Here is a 16,117-nt window from a genome sequence, read left to right on the forward strand (position 1 = left end):
ATCTTTATCTTTTTAAAGAAAAAAGATAAAGGATGCCGCTGCTATCAGGGCTAAGCTATCGGGAAGATTGAGAATCCAATAAACAGTATTCAAATAAATAAAACTTCTAGTTTTACTATGATAAATAAAAAAGTACACTCGGTTCAAGATGCGCTTCAAGGTATTGAAGACAACATGACCATAATGTTAGGAGGATTTGGCTTGTGCGGAATTCCAGAAAACAGCATTGCAGAATTAGTAAAAAAACAAACCAAAAATCTAACTTGTATTTCCAACAATGCAGGGGTTGATGATTTCGGACTTGGATTACTATTGCAACAAAAGCAAATCCAAAAAATGATTTCGTCTTATGTTGGTGAAAATGCCGAATTTGAACGCCAAATGCTTTCTGGAGAATTAGACGTCGAACTTATCCCACAAGGAACTTTAGCAGAACGTTGTCGTGCAGCCCAAGCCGGAATTCCAGCATTTTTTACCCCAGCGGGTTACGGAACCGAGGTTGCCATTGGCAAAGAAGTTCGCGAATTCAACGGAAAAATGCACGTTATGGAGCACGCCTTCAAAGCCGATTTCTCCATAGTTAAAGCCTGGAAAGGTGACGAAGCAGGAAACCTAATCTTTAAAGGAACGGCAAGAAACTTCAATCCTTGCATGTGTGGTGCGGCCAAAATTACCATTGCCGAAGTAGAAGAATTAGTTCCAGCCGGAACCCTAGATCCTAATCAAGTACATATTCCCGGAATCTTAATCCAACGTATTTTCCAAGGAGAAAAATTTGAAAAACGAATTGAGCAACGTACGGTGAGGAAAAAATAGTGTTCAGTGATCAGTGTTCAGTGTTCAGTACTTCGATATTCAGAACTCTACGTTAGAAAAACAGAACCACACCACTTTTCTTAATGAAACTTAATACCTTAATGGTTTAAAAATAAAAAACTTAATAGTTTAAAAAATATTTTATGTTAACAAAAGAAGACATAGCAAAACGAATTGCCAAAGAAGTAAAAGACGGTTACTACGTAAACCTAGGAATTGGTATACCAACTTTAGTTGCCAACTATGTTCGCACCGATATTTCTGTGGAATTTCAAAGTGAAAATGGCGTTCTAGGCATGGGGCCTTTCCCATTTGAAGGAGAAGAAGACGCCGACTTAATAAATGCAGGAAAACAAACCATCACTACCTTACCAGGAGCAAGTTTTTTTGATTCTGCTTTTAGTTTCGGGATGATTCGTGGGCAACACGTAGATTTAACCATTCTTGGTGCTATGGAAGTGTCCGAAAATGGCGACATTGCCAACTGGAAAATTCCAGGAAAAATGGTAAAAGGTATGGGTGGCGCTATGGATTTAGTTGCATCTGCCGAAAATATCATCGTAGCCATGATGCATGTCAACAAAGCCGGAGAGAGCAAAATTCTTAAAAAATGTAGTTTGCCCTTAACAGGAGTTGGCTGCGTGAAAAAAGTAGTTACCGAATTAGCCGTTCTAGAAATCACTCCAAAAGGATTTAAACTAATAGAACGTGCTCCAGGAGTTACGGTAGAACACATCATTGCATCTACCGAGGCCGAACTAATTATTGAGGGAGAAATCCCAGAAATGGTTATTGACTAACTAATTTTTATTCCCTGCCAAATACTCCAAAATTACAGGAGAAGCATGTGCAAACGAAGGAGCCTTTTGTGAAATACTAACGGCTCTTTTTTTATTTAATTTATAGACCAAATCCATTTCGGTGGTAAACAACAAAGCCGAAAAAAACGGGTTATTTAAATAGGTTTTCAATATATCACGAGTAGCCACAATAGAATGAATTTCAATCAATTCTTCTTCTTGGTGCTTGAACTTCAACTCCAATTGCAAAACGCCTTCTTCCAAAATCGGACGAACATAAATGTTTTTCAAATCGGTATTTCCAATGGTTTTTGCCATGGTTAATTTAGCAAAAGTTCCATCCGCCAAACTACTTTGAACGGTGCTATAAAATTCATTAAAGGTTTCTGTAAAAGGCATATACTTAATTTTTATAGCCACTGATTCACAGATTTATTTATTAAAATCTGTGAATCAGTGGCTAATATTTTTTTATAAATTCGCAAAGAAATCGTTTCCTTTGTCGTCGGTAATGATAAAAGCCGGGAAGTTTTTTACGGTAATTTTACGAACCGCTTCCATTCCTAATTCTTCAAAATCTACTACTTCTACTTTCAAGATATTATCTTGAGCCAATATCGCAGCAGGACCTCCAATAGAACCTAGATAGAATCCGCCATATTTATTGCACGCTTCCATCACTTCTTTGGTTCGGTTTCCTTTAGCAAGCATAATCATGCTTCCACCCGCTTTTTGAAACTCCTCTACATAAACGTCCATTCTTCCTGCAGTGGTTGGACCAAAACTACCCGATGGCATTCCGTCTGGTGTTTTTGCAGGACCAGCATAATACACTGGGTGGTTTTTAAAGTATTCTGGCATTGGTTTTCCAGCATCCAAAAGTTCTTTAATTTTAGCATGAGCAATGTCTCTAGCAACAATTAAAGTTCCGTTTAACTTTAAACGCGTTTTAATTGGATATTTAGACAATTCTGCTAAGATTTCTTTCATCGGACGGTTCAAATCTACCTCAACTGCAGGCTCCAAATGTGGTGGCGTTGCAGGCAAAAACTGCTGCGGATTTACTTCCAATTGTTCTAAGAAAATTCCGTCTTTAGTGATTTTTCCTTTGATATTTCTATCGGCAGAACACGAAACTCCCAACCCAACTGGGCAAGAAGCAGCATGACGTGGCAAACGAATAACTCGAACATCATGCGCAAAATATTTTCCTCCAAATTGTGCTCCAATGGCACTTTCTTGGCAATATAATAGTACTTTTTTCTCCCATTCTAAATCTCGAAATGCTTGACCTGACATATTTCCAGAAGTAGGAAGATTGTCAAAATAACCTGCCGATGCTTTTTTCACTGCCGATAGATTTGCTTCCGCAGAAGTCCCTCCAATTACCAACGCTAAATGGTAGGGCGGACAAGCAGAAGTTCCTAAATCTTTGATTTTATCCCGTACAAATTCCTCCATCGATTTGTCGTTCAACAACGATTTTGTTTTTTGATATAAGAATGTTTTGTTGGCAGAACCACCGCCTTTTGTAAGAAATAAAAACTCATAGGAAGCTCCTTTTTTGGCATAAATATCAATTTGTGCGGGCAAATTGGATCCAGAGTTTTTTTCTTCAAACATCGAAATCGGGACGATTTGCGAATAGCGAAGATTTTTATTTTGAAATGTATTGAAAATTCCTTTAGACAACCATTCGGCATCCTCCACTCCAGTGAAAACACTTTCGCCTTTTTTAGCCATTACAATTGCTGTTCCTGTATCTTGACAAGAAGGCAACTGACCTTCAACAGCCACTGAAGCATTTTGCAATAAATTATAAGCTACGAATCTATCGTTATCAGTAGCTTCTGGATCGGTTAAAATAGTATTTAACTTTTGTAAATGTGCTGTTCGCAACATAAAGGATACATCATTCATGGCTTCTTGCGCCAACAATTCAAGTCCTTTTGGATCTATCGTTAGAATCTCTCTATCGCCAAATTGCTCTACTTTTACAAAATCAGAAGTAAGTTTTTTGTATTGCGTATCGTCTTTTAAAATCGGATACGGGTCTTGGTATATAAAGTCCATTTTAAAATATTTTTGATGTGTAAAGTTACGGAAAGTTGAGGAAATTTAAAGGAGTTTTTACTTCTTTTCCTGCAAGGTTTTAAAAACCTTGTAGGTATTATTTTCCTCACTACAATTTCAAAAAAAATATAGTATTGAAATTAAAGAGGTTCTCCTGCAAGGTTTCCAAAACCTTGTAGGTGTTTATTTATAACTATAAGTTCAAAAAAATATAAGATTGAAATGAAAGAGATTCTCCTGCAAGGTTTCCAAAACCTTGTAGGTGTTTATTTATTTAATACCTACAAGGTCAAAAAAAGACCTTGCAGGAAGGAAGATAGGCTATTCGAACGTGAATTTTTCTGATAAAATTTCATTTTTAAAATCATGACAATAGATAAAATTATCAATGCTATCAAAATAACTCAATACTTCTTCTCTTGCTAATTTGGTTTCTTTATCTGAAATTAATGCCTGAAAAGAGGAATACTTATACGTTTTGTAATTTAAATCCAAATGATTTTTAGGATTTAGATGAACATATTGAATTATGTTTCTCAAATAATTTTCGTCTTGAATCACAATTCTTTTAAAATGTTTTTCAAATAAACTTCCGGTTCTATCATTTTGTTTATTAAAAGCCTTGGCATAAGAGTTAAATAAATTCGATAAAGATTGTGTTACAATTTTTTCTTCTTCTGTAACCTTAATAACAATATGAAAATGATTGTCCATTAAGCAATATGCATAAATAGCAATTTTTCCAATCATGTATTTTGAAAATAATTTTAAAAAATATAATTTGTTGTCATTTGAAAGGAAAATAGGCTCACTGTTTATTCCTCTATTGTAAATATGATAGAAATGATCTTTTGCTAAGATTTCAAGTTTCATTTAATATATATTTATCTCCTTCAAGGTTTCCAAAACTTGAAGGTGTGTTAGATTAGAAGTACCTATAAGGTTTCGAAAACCTTGTGGGACTAGTTTAAAAAAACCAACTAGCTACAAAAATCGCAGTTATAACACATATAACATCAACTACTAGCATCGTTCCTAGTGCGTATCGGGTGTTTTTAATATTCACAGATCCGAAGTAAACCGCAATAACATAAAAAGTGCTTTCGGCGCTGCATTGAAAAATACTGCTTAATCTTCCCGTTAAGGAATCGGCACCAAAAGTATTCATCGAATCAATTAAAAAGCCTCGTGATCCTGCAGAACTGAATGGGCGAAGCATGGCGACTGGTAGTGCATCGGTAATTTCTTTACTCACTCCCATATTGGAGAAACCAAAAGCAATCCAATTGCTAATAATTTCAAATAAACCGCTGTTTCTAAATAACGAAATGGCAACTAACATTCCTAAAACATAAGGAAAAATAGTAACGCCAGTTTTAACTCCATTATTGGCTCCAACTACAAATGCTTCATAAACGGTGGTGTTTGCTTCTGTAAATTTCTTTTCTTTTACGAACGATAATATCAATGTGAAAACAATTATTACAACCAAAATCAAAGCGGAAAGATTAGAAGTAAAATAATTTTTACCAATTAAATCCAAATGATTTACATACATCAATAAACCAATAATTGCGCCTATCAACCCCATTAATCCTGCAACCAAAGACGCACTTTTAAAGTTGATTTTTTGTTTTATTCCTACAATTAAAAACGCAGCTATGGTTCCAATAAAAGAGGTAATTATACAAGGTAACATCACATCAGCTGGATTTGCCGAACCGGCAGCAGCACGATATCCTATGATTGAAGTTGCAATTAAGGTAAGCCCAGAAGCATGTAAACACATGAACATGATTTGTGCATCGCTGGCTTTGTCTTTTTCGGGATTTATTTCTTGCAAACTCTCCATGGCTTTTAATCCAAATGGTGTAGCAGCCGAATCCAATCCTAAGAAATTTGCTGCAAAGTTTAGGGTCATGTAAGAAATAGACGGGTGATTTTTAGGGACTGTTGGAAAGACTTTGACAAATACCGGGCTTAATAATTTAGCCAATTTTTCTGAGGCTCCAGAAATAATTAAAAGTTCCATCAATCCACAGAAAAAGGCCAAATAAGCCATAAGTGGCAAGATCAAATCTAGTAAAGTGCTTTTGCAAGTTGGTAAAAGGCCGTCTGATTTTTGAACCCCGCTATAAATTTTTACTACTTTGTTTTTAAAAACATAAGTGGTATCTGAATTTAGGGTATCCCGATTGATAGTAAAGGTTTTATCTTCTGATTTTGTAATGCTGTCTTTGATAAAAGCAGGAATCTGATGAATATATTTTTCAGAAATTAAAATAGGATCGTCTTTTTTTCCATTTAAAACATGGTCAATTGTATAACTGTTACCAGAAAATAAACTGAAAATCACAAATGCAATGGACGAAATGAAAATTACCAACCAAAATCTACTTAATACCATGGGTTATTTTTTGTAAATATAATAAATCAAATACAATGTCAAAAATCAATTACAATTTCAAAAATCAATTCCAAAAATCAATTTCAATTTCAATTTCAATTTCAAAAACTTGACTTTTGAATTATTAATTATTTTTGTTAATTATCATTTTAGATGCAATAGCTATTAATTCTTCAACTTCAATTAGAAGAAGAGTTCTAACATCTTGGCTACCTTCATTTATATAATGTAATATTTTTAAGGAATTCCTAGATTCTTTTAGCTCTTTGACAACTAATGTTAGCTTGAATATCAAATCTTTATCAGTTACTGTTCCTTGAGATTCGCCAAAATTTAAAGACGAACTTCCTGATGAACGGATAGGTTGATTTTTATAATATTCGTTTTCGTAGCTTTTATCCAATTTTCGTGTAAAGAAAATACATTCTCCGGCAAAACGAATTAATCTGTCATCAAAATTAAAAATTTTCTCACTAAAAGGATTTAATACAATCATAATAAATTGATTTTTGAAGTTGATTTTTGAAGTTGATTTTTTTTACACGTGAATAATCTCCTCTTCAATTAACAAATCTTCTTTTCTAAATCGAAGGAAGACTTGAGCAACGGCAATGACATCTTTTTCGCAATAGGTTACGATGCGATCGATGTCTTTTTCTACATAAAAAACATGGCCTACTTGACTGCCGTCAATATCGCCTTTAGGGGAAGGAATTCCGAGGATTTTAGTTAGTAATTTTAAAGACGTGAAATGCTTGTAATCGCCAAATTTCCATAATTCTAAAGTGTCTAAATGTGCTATTTCCCAAGGTTTTTTTCCAAATAAATTGAGTTTGTTTGGGATAGAAACTTGATTGATAATCATTCTTCGAGCAATAAATGGAAAGTCGAATTCTTTGGCATTATGTCCACACAGAATGTTTTGTGGCGCATTGAAATGGTTGTTTAACAAATTATTAAAGTCTAATAAAATCTTTTTTTCTTCACCAAAAAAGGAGGTAACTCTAAAGTTTCGAATGTCGCCTTTGGTGGTAAAATAACCTACAGAGATGCAAACTATTTTTCCGAATTCGGCCCAAATGCCGGCACGTTCATAAAAATCTTCGGCGGTGAAATCGTCTTTCCGTTGGTATTGGGTTTTATGCTCCCAAAGGGATTTCATTTCGTCATCCAAAGAATTAAAATGTTCCTCTTGCGGAACGGTTTCTATGTCTAGAAATAAAATGTTATTAAGGTTGATTTTTTCAATCATAATTTAGACTTCTTAGATTTTTAGACTTCTTAGAATATCAGATTTTAAACATTAAAGGCTAAAAATAAATTTAAAAAAATCTAAGATAGTTTAAAAAAATCTAATATTCTAAGAAGTCTAGCCTAAAATAAACTTTGTTGACGAGTCGGATTTTCGTGTTCTAAAAGCCACTTTTTTCGTCCTAATCCACCAGCGTAACCGGTTAAGGAGCCATCGGTTCCTATAACTCTGTGGCAAGGAACGACAATCCAAAGTGGGTTTTTGCCATTGGCTGCTGCTACGGCACGGATGGCTCTTACATCACCTAGTTTTTTGGACAATTCTAAATAGGAGAGGGTTTTTCCGAATGGGATATTAAGTAATTCTTGCCAAACTCTTTGTTGGAATTCGGTGCCTTTGGGATTTAATTTTAAATTGAAATGGGTTCGTTTTCCTTCAAAATATTCTTGCATTTGGATAACGGCTTGTTTCAATTCTTTTGGAATAGAGACAGAAACTTCGCCTTCGTCGGAAACGGAAATCTCGGAAATGCCATTCGCATCACCCACAATTTTGGCGATTCCTAAGGGACTTTTTAAGAACGCGATTTGTGTCATATAGGTTTTTTAGTAAACTTTAAATATAAAAAAAATCACAAAGCCGAAAAGAAAAAATCTCAACTTTGTGATTCTAACAAAACATGAACGTTTATTCGCCTTCGCTTTGGATATATTGTTCTAGAGATTGCAACTCTTCGTCGGAAAATGTTTTTGTAAGTGCAAAATTAGCTTTCATTACTTCGTATTGGGTTGGATCTACAATTGGTTCTCCTTCTCCTTTTAGAAAAGTTACAATATTGGCATTTTTCTCTTCGTATATCTTTGCAATATCTTGTATACTGGGCCCAACTAGTTTAACATCGGATTTATGACAGGTAGCACAAGTGCCTTTCCCTTCAAAGATTTCTTTCCCTTTTTCGGCTAATGGGAAGGCATCCTCATCCTGCTCTTTGGTTTCTATAGTTTCTTTTTTACCGAAATCTTGTTCGTCATTTTTGCCTCCACAACTGGCAGCAAAAACAAATAGAATTGTGAATAAAAGGGATTTTATAAAGTTCTTCATTTTTGTATTTTTTTTAAATCTTATTCAAAGGTACTAGTGAATTTTGGCACCAAATATGATTTTTATCAGCAAAACAAGTATTCATTACAAAAACTTTTTAGCCCTGATGCAAGGGAAAAGCCTCGCCTTTTTTGGCGAGCTTTGGAAAGGCAGCAGGAAAATGAATTGCTGATAAATCCCGAGCCATTCGCTCCTACTTATTAAGAATAATCGCGGCTTCTTTGGCAAAATAAGTCGAAATTAGGCTTGCTCCTGCGCGTTTGATGCACATTAATTGCTCCATCATGATTTTGTCGTGGTCGAGCCAACCTCTTTCTGCAGCGGCTTTTATCATGGCGTATTCGCCTGAAACGTGGAAAACGGTCACGGGAACATTTACGGCATTTTTTACTTCGCGAACGATGTCGAGATAGGCAATTCCAGGTTTTACCATGACCATGTCGGCACCTTCTTCGACGTCCATAAGGGCTTCTCGGATGGCTTCTAGGCGGTTGGCATAGTCCATTTGATAGGTTTTTTTGTCTTTTGGAATTTCTGCATTATCCACTGGGGCGCTGTCGAGAGCATCGCGAAACGGACCGTAAAATGCCGAGGCATATTTGGCGGAATAACTCATGATGCCCACATTTTGGAAGCCTGCTGCGTCTAAACCTTGGCGCAATCTTAGAACTCGGCCATCCATCATGTCGCTGGGTGCTACAAAATCGGCTCCTGCTTGTGCATGGGAAACTGCCATTTTTACTAGGGCTTCGTTGGTGGCATCGTTGGCAATGTCGCCATTTTCGATGATTCCGTCGTGACCATAAATGGAATAGGGATCTAGAGCCACATCGGGCATGACAATCATTTCGGGACAAGCGGTTTTTATGGCTTGGATGGCGCGTTGCATCAATCCGTTGGGATTCCAGGCTTCTTTTCCGGTGTTGTCTTTTAGGGATTCGTCGACTTTTACGTAAATGTTTACGGCACGGATTCCTAAAGCGAATAATTCCTTAACTTCTTGAACGGTTAGGTCTATAGAGCGACGGAAAATTCCGGGCATGGAAGGGATTTCTAGTTGGTAATTTTCGCCTTCGGCAATGAACATTGGGAACATGAAATCGGAAGGGCTTAAGGTGGTTTCGCGAACTAAACTTCTTATGGATTCGTTAACGCGTAATCTTCTAGGTCTTTGTAATGGGAACATACTATTTTGTTTTTTCTCGCGAAGGCGCAAAGGCGCAAAGCGAAGTTGTTATTACTATTTTTTGAACCATTAAGGTATTAAGTTTAATTAAGAATTAGACTTAATTTTCTTAATGGTTTAATTTATCCAGTCAATAGGTGATTCTAATACTTGAATTAATTTTTCTTCTTCACTTCCTGCTGCTGGATGGTGGTCGTAATGCCATTGCACATGGGGTGGTAAGGACATTAAAATACTTTCTATTCGGCCGTTGGTTTTTAGTCCGAAAAGGGTGCCTTTGTCGTGTACTAAATTGAATTCGACGTAACGTCCTCGTCGGATTTCTTGCCAAGTTCGTTGTTCTGGTGTGTAGGGTAAATCTTTTCTTCGTTCTAAAATTGGAGCATAGGCTTCTAGGAAACTATCGCCAACTTCGGTTACAAAATTAAACCAATCTTCCATTTTCATGGCTTCGGTTGCTTTGCAATAATCAAAGAATAATCCGCCAAGGCCTCGGGCTTCATTTCTGTGAGCGTTCCAAAAATAGGCGTCGCATTGCTTTTTGTATTTTGGGTAAAACTCTGGATTGTGTTTGTCACAAGCGGTTTTACAGGTTTGATGAAAATGGACCCCGTCTTCTTCAAATAAATAATAAGGGGTTAGATCTTGTCCGCCACCAAACCAGGAATTGATTACGTTTCCGTTGTCGTCGTACATTTCGAAATACCGCCAATTGGCATGAACCGTTGGTCCCATTGGGTTTTTAGGATGGATTACCAAACTCAATCCGCAGGCAAAGAAATCGGCTTCACCAACGTTGAAGAGTTTTTGCATGGAGTCGGGTAATTTTCCGTGTACTGCCGAGATGTTTACGCCTCCTTTTTCGATGGCATTTCCGTTTTCAATTACTCGTGTTCGTCCGCCACCGCCTTCTGGTCGCTCCCAAATATCTTCACGAAATTTGGCACCACCATCAATCTCTTCTAGTTTAGAAGTGATTTGGTCTTGGAGGTTTAGTATGTATTTGTAGAATTTGTCTTTCATTTAAAATAATACATTTTTTAGTTTCAGTCGGTTATAATTTGTAACCGTTTAGAAATCGAATTTGTTTTGATAAATCATTTCAACTGTCCGATTTTTTCGGACAACTCAAATAATTTAATTGCGGTTTCTTTAGTCATAAAATTTATTTTTAAAATTTAATCATAAAATCAATTTCATCAAGTTTTGAGGTGATTTGGTTTGGAGGTTTATATGTATTTGTAGAATTTGTCTTTCATTTAAATAAGCATTATAAATACCATAATTACTATTAAAGCAAAAAAAGGGATTGAAATAAATTCATAATCTGTATAATATTTCTTTTTTGAAAACAAATTAATAATTGCAATTAATAATAATGCAATCAAAGAAAAAACAAAAGTAAAAATGGGTAAGCCAATCATCATGTATCCTGCACCGCATGGAGTTTCTTTTGAAAAAGAAATTATCTGAAAAAAGAAAAAATACAATACAAATCCTATCCACGTTAAATATAGAGAAATTGGAATAATATTTAATTTATTACTAATTTTAATTTTCATCAATTTTTTGCTTTCATCTTATTGGTTATACTCTTTCACCGCTTCCACAAATGCCTTGGCGTGATCTACAGGAATGTTTGGTAAAATTCCGTGACCAAGATTTACTATATAATTGTCTTTTCCGAATTCGTCTATCATTTCATGAACCATTTTTTTGATGGTTGGAATTGGAGAAAGCAAACGGCTTGGATCGAAATTTCCTTGTAAGGTGATTTTTCCACCTGTTAAATAACGAGCATTTCTTGGAGAACATGTCCAATCTACACCAAGTGCTGCGGCTTTAGATTGTGCCATTTCACCAAGAGCAAACCAACATCCTTTTCCGAAAACAATTACTTTGGTTTTTGACGACTTTTCAGTTTTTTGCCCAAGGTCGTCAAGAACCGACTTTTTTTCAGCGGAAAAAGAATTTTTAGTGTCGGTTTCATCGGCTATTGCTTCAATAATTTGGTTGATGTAGTTCCAAGAGAATTCTTGGTAATCTACTGGCGATAACATACCGCCCCAAGAATCGAAAATCTGGATGGCGTTGCAACCTGCTTTTACTTTTTCTTTTAAATATAAAATCGTTGTATCCGTAATTTTTTGCAATAAAGTGTGTGCTGCAATTGGGTTTGAAAAACAAAATCCCTTGGCAGTATCAAAACTTTTAGATCCTTTTCCTTCCACTGCGTAACAGAAGATAGTCCAAGGAGAACCTGCAAAACCAATGAGTGGTACCTCATCGTTTAGCATTTCTTTGGTTAATTTGATGGCGTCAAAAACGTACCCTAAAGTTTCGTGAACATCTGGAACAAAAACTTGGTTGACTTGTTCCATCGTCCGAATTGGATTGGGAATGATTGGCCCTAAATTGTCTTTCAACTCGACGTGAATTCCCATAGCGCGAGGTACTACCAAAATATCGGAAAATAAAATTGCCGCATCTGGTTTTACAATTCGAATGGGTTGCACGGTGATTTCAGCTGCTAATTCTGGGGTTTCGCAACGGGTGAAAAAATCGTATTTGTCTCTTAAGGCTCTGAATTCGGGTAAATATCTTCCGGCTTGGCGCATCATCCAAACGGGTGGACGTTCTACAGTTTCGTTGTTTAAGGCTCTTAGGAAAAGGTCGTTCTTGATCATTTTGTTGTGATTTTTTTTCACGAATTTTGTCGAATTTGACGAAGTATTTCTCGCAAAGTCACAAATTCGCGAAGTATTAATGGTTGTAATATTCTATAACTTCTGCAATTACATTTTCAACCGATGGTTTGTCTGCAATTATAATGTTTTTTACTTTTTTATTTTCTAATGCTTCTGCGGTGGTTTCGCCAATACAGAAACACATTTCCTCTTTTATGGTATTCGATTTAAAATAACTTTCTACTCCCGATGGACTGAAAAACAAGATGCCATCTAGTTTAGAGGTGGCTTTCTTGGAGGTTATATTCGTCTCGTAAACTTCAATTTCGTTGAAGGTTATTCCGTTTTCTTTTAAGGTGTCGGGCAATACATCGCGACGTAAATTTCCGCTGAAGAAGGTGAACGAATCCGACGAATACACTAAGGAAATTATCTCTGCCAAATCGGAGGCGTAGCCGGTATAGGCAACAACATCAAATCCGTTTTCAGTTAGTAAATCTTTGGTTTTCATGCCAACAGAGAAAACACTTTTTGTTTTTAATTCGTTGCATTTTGGATGTTGTAAAATACTTTGTACGGCGTTTTGACTGGTGAAAATTATGTTGTCATAAACTTTAGAAAGTTCAAAATTCTTGATTTTGGTTTCGATGAAATCTTCTTCCGTTACCGATATAGCAGCATCTATCAATAGTTGCTTTTGGTTTGGTAGAAGTTTTTTGGTGGATAATATGTTGGGTTTTTTAGCCATTGTTCCAAATGCTTTTAAATTGTTCTGAAGTTGGCAATTTACCAATAAATTCCTTAGGTAACTGTTTGCTTAATACATATTCGGAAACTCCAATTGGTTTATTTACGCTTTTTAAAGCATACTCCACTTCTATTTGAAATATCGTAATATTGTGTTTCCAAGGTGTGTTTAAAACCAGTGTTTTAATATAATCTAAATGTGAAACCGCTGGTTTCACATTTGAAATTTCTAAATGTGAAGCAGCTTGATTCACATTTGAATACTCTAAAACTAATTGTCTCATAAATTGAAGATTACGAGTAGACCAACTAATTCCTTCTCCAATTAAGTTGGGTAAATCTTTACTTAATGATTCTATAACTGAATTTCCCCAACCAAATTCTTGTTGTTTTTTTATAATGAGTTCTCCAATATTCCAATATAATTGATTAGAAATTGTTTGTACCGATTGCACGGCTTGAATACGATGACTTTGAACCAAACCAGCAACTTCAACTAATAAATGTTGGTATTGGGATGGTTCTATTTTGTCTTTGGTATTCATAATTTTATGTAATTCGTTTACTGTCTAGCCCCGATTGCAGAGGAAATCCTTTTTTAACTCCGACAGAGTTTTAAACTCTGTCGGAGTTGAAAAAGATTGAAACGGAAAGCGGGAAAATGGTTTACTAAAATGCCCGAACCATTCGCTCCTATTTTTTTAACTGCTCTTTAATTTGACGCATCAATTCGGCACCACCATTATTTAAAATTTCTTGTGCGGCATGGAATCCTAGTTTTTTCCATTCGGAAATATCTACCAATTTCTCGGTTTCTAATTTTTGTTTTCCGTCGATGGAAAGCAAAACTCCTTTGAAATGGATGGTGTCTTCTTTCTCGTTGTATTGTGCAATGGCGCCAATTGGTGCGGTGCATCCGCCTTCGAGGGTTTTTAGAAATTGTCTTTCTATATAGGTGCAAATTTCGGTTTCGATGTGGTTAAGCTGTGCAAGAGCGTCTAGTGTAAAGGCGTCTTCTGCCATGGCAACAACCACCATTGCGCCTTGTGCTGGTGCGGGAATCATCCAATCGAGAGCCTCGTTGGTTTCGGGTTTTAGGTTTAAACGTTCTAATCCTGCTGCTGCAAATACGGCTCCGTTCCAGGTGTTGTCTTCGAGTTTTTGCAAACGGGTATTTACATTTCCGCGTAAATCAACAACCGTGTGGTTTGGGTATTTGTTCCACCATTGGGCTTGACGGCGTAGACTTCCGGTGGCAATGGTTGCATTTGTTTTTAGAAAATCGGTAGATCCTTTGTGGACCAAAATGTCTAAAACGTTTGCTCTTTCTAAAACTGCGGCTTGTACAATTCCGATTGGCAAAGCGGTTGGAACGTCTTTCATGGAATGGACGGCAATATCGACCTGGCCATTTATCATGGCAATGTCTAAAGTTTTGGTGAAAATTCCGGTGATTCCGAGTTCGTAAAGCGGTTTTTCTAGGAGGAGGTCGCCCTGAGATTTTACGGCTACGATTTCGGTTTTATAACCTAAATCGTTTAATTGTTTTTGAACCGTGTGTGCTTGCCAAAGTGCTAATTCACTATCTCGGGTTCCTATTCTTATTGGCCCCCTAGCCCCCGAAGGGTGAATAGTTGCGGCGTTATCTTTGTAACTCATTGAACTCTTTTATTAAAATTCCCGCTTCCGGGGCTAGGGGGCTTATTTGGAATACTTTCTCAATCCATTCAATTCCTTCGTCCATCGATTCACCATCTTTTAAATGGTTAACGAAATGGTTGGTGATTTTTTGGATGATTCTATTGCTTATTAATTCCGCTTGCTCTTCGTCAAAATTAGATAATTTTTTGCGTTGGAAGTTCAATTCGCCATCTTTAATAGAATTAAATTTTTCTTTTAGAGCGTGAATGGTTGGTGCGAATTTTCGGTTTTTGTTCCAAGAAATGAATTCGGCTTGAATTTCTTCAATGATAGCCTCGGCAGCCGGGATATGTAGTTTTCTTCTTTCTAAAGTTTCATCCGTCATTTGCGACAAATGATCCATGTGAACTAAAGTAACTCCTGGAATGTCTTTGACGTTTTCATTTACATTTTTAGGAATTGACAAATCTAAAATAAGAAGTGGTTTTTTAAGATTCAAAAGGGTTTTGTCTATTGTTGGGTTTTGCGCTCCAGTGGCAACTACAATTACATCTGCTTTTTGAATTTCCAATTGTAAATCGGCGTAATCTTTTACAATTACATTCAGTTTTTGCGCTAATTTTTCGGCTTTATCTTTGGTTCTATTAATAAGCGTAATTTGTTCGTGTTTGGTGTGTTTTACCAAATTTTCGCAAGTGTTTCTTCCTATTTTTCCGGTTCCGAAAAGCAAAATGTTTTTATTGGCAATGTCTTCTACATTTTTAAAAATGTATTGCACAGAGGCAAAAGAAACGGAGGTGGCTCCAGAAGAAATCTCGGTTTCGTTTTTTATTTTTTTACTCGATTGAATTACGGCATTCACCAATCGTTCCATGAAAGCATTGGCTAAAAACTTTGCTTTACTTTCGGCAAAAGCGATTTTTAATTGACTAATAATTTCAAAATCACCAAGAATCTGGCTATCTAAACCTGTTCCTACGCGAAACATGTGGTGGATTGCTTCTTGTTTTTTATACACAAAGGCTACTTTTTGAAATTCTTCCACCGTGCCCTGGCTATTTTCGCAAAGTAATTTTATTAATTGAAAAGGATGTTGAGCAAAACCATAAATTTCGGTTCTATTACAAGTAGAAGTAACGATTAACGATTCCACACCTTCGTTTTTGGCTTGCTCCAATAAATTGGTTTTGGCTTTAGCATCTAAACTAAATTTCCCTCGCATTTCGGCATCCGCTTTCTTGTAGCTCAATCCAACAGAGTAGAAAGTAGTAGACTTAGATGTGTTTTCGTTTTCCATATTTGGCTTTTACCTAAAAGTTAGGCAAATTTATTACTAACCCTTTTACAAAAGTAACGCCAGAAGTACTTTTTGTGTCGCTGTGAGAATTTATTCCAATAAAATGTATT

General features: G+C 36.1%; 18 protein-coding genes. 2 read left to right on the forward strand and 16 right to left on the reverse strand.

What is annotated here, in order from left to right:
- The first annotated feature begins 117 nt into the window (after positions 1 to 117).
- The gene (locus tag ACIQ2J_RS01505) at positions 118 to 816 is read left to right on the forward strand and encodes a CoA transferase subunit A (protein WP_396165836.1); all 699 of its coding nucleotides are present in this window, start codon (positions 118 to 120) and stop codon (positions 814 to 816) included.
- A 143-nt stretch (positions 817 to 959) separates the two neighbouring features.
- The gene (locus ACIQ2J_RS01510) at positions 960 to 1,616 is read left to right on the forward strand and encodes a CoA transferase subunit B (RefSeq protein ID WP_396165838.1); all 657 of its coding nucleotides are present in this window, start codon (positions 960 to 962) and stop codon (positions 1,614 to 1,616) included.
- Here ACIQ2J_RS01510 and ACIQ2J_RS01515 read toward each other — a convergent pair whose 3' ends face one another.
- The 16 genes from ACIQ2J_RS01515 to hemA form a co-directional block, all read right to left on the reverse strand.
- Positions 1,617 to 2,015, reverse strand: coding sequence for a hypothetical protein (locus tag ACIQ2J_RS01515; RefSeq protein WP_396165841.1), 399 nt, complete (start codon positions 2,013 to 2,015; stop codon positions 1,617 to 1,619).
- 72 nt (positions 2,016 to 2,087) lie between these two features.
- Positions 2,088 to 3,689, reverse strand: coding sequence for a fumarate hydratase (locus tag ACIQ2J_RS01520; protein WP_396165843.1), 1,602 nt, complete (start codon positions 3,687 to 3,689; stop codon positions 2,088 to 2,090).
- A 321-nt stretch (positions 3,690 to 4,010) separates the two neighbouring features.
- On the reverse strand, positions 4,011 to 4,562 hold the full coding sequence (locus tag ACIQ2J_RS01525) for a transposase (RefSeq protein WP_396165845.1): 552 nt from the start codon (positions 4,560 to 4,562) through the stop codon (positions 4,011 to 4,013).
- A gap of 94 nt (positions 4,563 to 4,656) precedes the next feature.
- Positions 4,657 to 6,096, reverse strand: a complete 1,440-nt coding sequence (locus ACIQ2J_RS01530; protein ID WP_396165848.1) for a nucleoside recognition domain-containing protein — start codon at positions 6,094 to 6,096, stop codon at positions 4,657 to 4,659.
- A gap of 124 nt (positions 6,097 to 6,220) precedes the next feature.
- Positions 6,221 to 6,592 carry a four helix bundle protein gene (locus tag ACIQ2J_RS01535; RefSeq protein ID WP_396165852.1) on the reverse strand — a complete coding sequence of 124 codons (372 nt, stop codon included), beginning with the start codon at positions 6,590 to 6,592 and terminating at the stop codon, positions 6,221 to 6,223.
- A gap of 42 nt (positions 6,593 to 6,634) precedes the next feature.
- Positions 6,635 to 7,348, reverse strand: a complete 714-nt coding sequence (locus ACIQ2J_RS01540) for a 3'-5' exonuclease (RefSeq protein WP_396165855.1) — start codon at positions 7,346 to 7,348, stop codon at positions 6,635 to 6,637.
- A 122-nt stretch (positions 7,349 to 7,470) separates the two neighbouring features.
- Positions 7,471 to 7,944 (reverse strand): methylated-DNA--[protein]-cysteine S-methyltransferase, encoded by a 474-nt coding sequence (locus ACIQ2J_RS01545; RefSeq protein WP_396165857.1) that lies wholly within the window; start codon positions 7,942 to 7,944, stop codon positions 7,471 to 7,473.
- Between the two features lie 91 nt (positions 7,945 to 8,035).
- Positions 8,036 to 8,449, reverse strand: coding sequence for a c-type cytochrome (locus tag ACIQ2J_RS01550; RefSeq protein ID WP_396165859.1), 414 nt, complete (start codon positions 8,447 to 8,449; stop codon positions 8,036 to 8,038).
- A gap of 193 nt (positions 8,450 to 8,642) precedes the next feature.
- Positions 8,643 to 9,635: a porphobilinogen synthase gene (gene hemB, locus ACIQ2J_RS01555; protein WP_396165862.1), complete on the reverse strand. Its 993-nt coding sequence runs from the start codon at positions 9,633 to 9,635 to the stop codon at positions 8,643 to 8,645.
- 117 nt (positions 9,636 to 9,752) lie between these two features.
- Positions 9,753 to 10,658 carry an oxygen-dependent coproporphyrinogen oxidase gene (gene hemF, locus ACIQ2J_RS01560; RefSeq protein ID WP_396165865.1) on the reverse strand — a complete coding sequence of 302 codons (906 nt, stop codon included), beginning with the start codon at positions 10,656 to 10,658 and terminating at the stop codon, positions 9,753 to 9,755.
- A 236-nt stretch (positions 10,659 to 10,894) separates the two neighbouring features.
- The gene (locus ACIQ2J_RS01565; RefSeq protein WP_396165867.1) at positions 10,895 to 11,197 is read right to left on the reverse strand and encodes a hypothetical protein; all 303 of its coding nucleotides are present in this window, start codon (positions 11,195 to 11,197) and stop codon (positions 10,895 to 10,897) included.
- A gap of 18 nt (positions 11,198 to 11,215) precedes the next feature.
- Complete coding sequence (gene hemE, locus ACIQ2J_RS01570) at positions 11,216 to 12,322, reverse strand: uroporphyrinogen decarboxylase (RefSeq protein ID WP_396165870.1); 1,107 nt, start codon at positions 12,320 to 12,322, stop codon at positions 11,216 to 11,218.
- A 76-nt stretch (positions 12,323 to 12,398) separates the two neighbouring features.
- Positions 12,399 to 13,070, reverse strand: a complete 672-nt coding sequence (locus ACIQ2J_RS01575) for a uroporphyrinogen-III synthase (protein WP_396165872.1) — start codon at positions 13,068 to 13,070, stop codon at positions 12,399 to 12,401.
- On the reverse strand, positions 13,063 to 13,614 hold the full coding sequence (locus ACIQ2J_RS01580; RefSeq protein ID WP_396165875.1) for a DUF1016 N-terminal domain-containing protein: 552 nt from the start codon (positions 13,612 to 13,614) through the stop codon (positions 13,063 to 13,065). Before ACIQ2J_RS01580 ends, ACIQ2J_RS01575 begins: the two co-directional genes overlap by 8 nt.
- A gap of 148 nt (positions 13,615 to 13,762) precedes the next feature.
- Positions 13,763 to 14,728, reverse strand: a complete 966-nt coding sequence (hemC, locus tag ACIQ2J_RS01585; protein ID WP_396165878.1) for a hydroxymethylbilane synthase — start codon at positions 14,726 to 14,728, stop codon at positions 13,763 to 13,765.
- The gene (hemA, locus tag ACIQ2J_RS01590) at positions 14,712 to 16,007 is read right to left on the reverse strand and encodes a glutamyl-tRNA reductase (protein WP_396165881.1); all 1,296 of its coding nucleotides are present in this window, start codon (positions 16,005 to 16,007) and stop codon (positions 14,712 to 14,714) included. The genes hemC and hemA overlap by 17 nt, the downstream gene beginning before the upstream one ends.
- Between the last annotated feature and the right edge of the window lie 110 nt (positions 16,008 to 16,117).

The sequence above is a fragment of the Flavobacterium sp. genome (assembly GCF_044357305.1).
In the GTDB taxonomy this organism is placed as follows: domain Bacteria; phylum Bacteroidota; class Bacteroidia; order Flavobacteriales; family Flavobacteriaceae; genus Flavobacterium.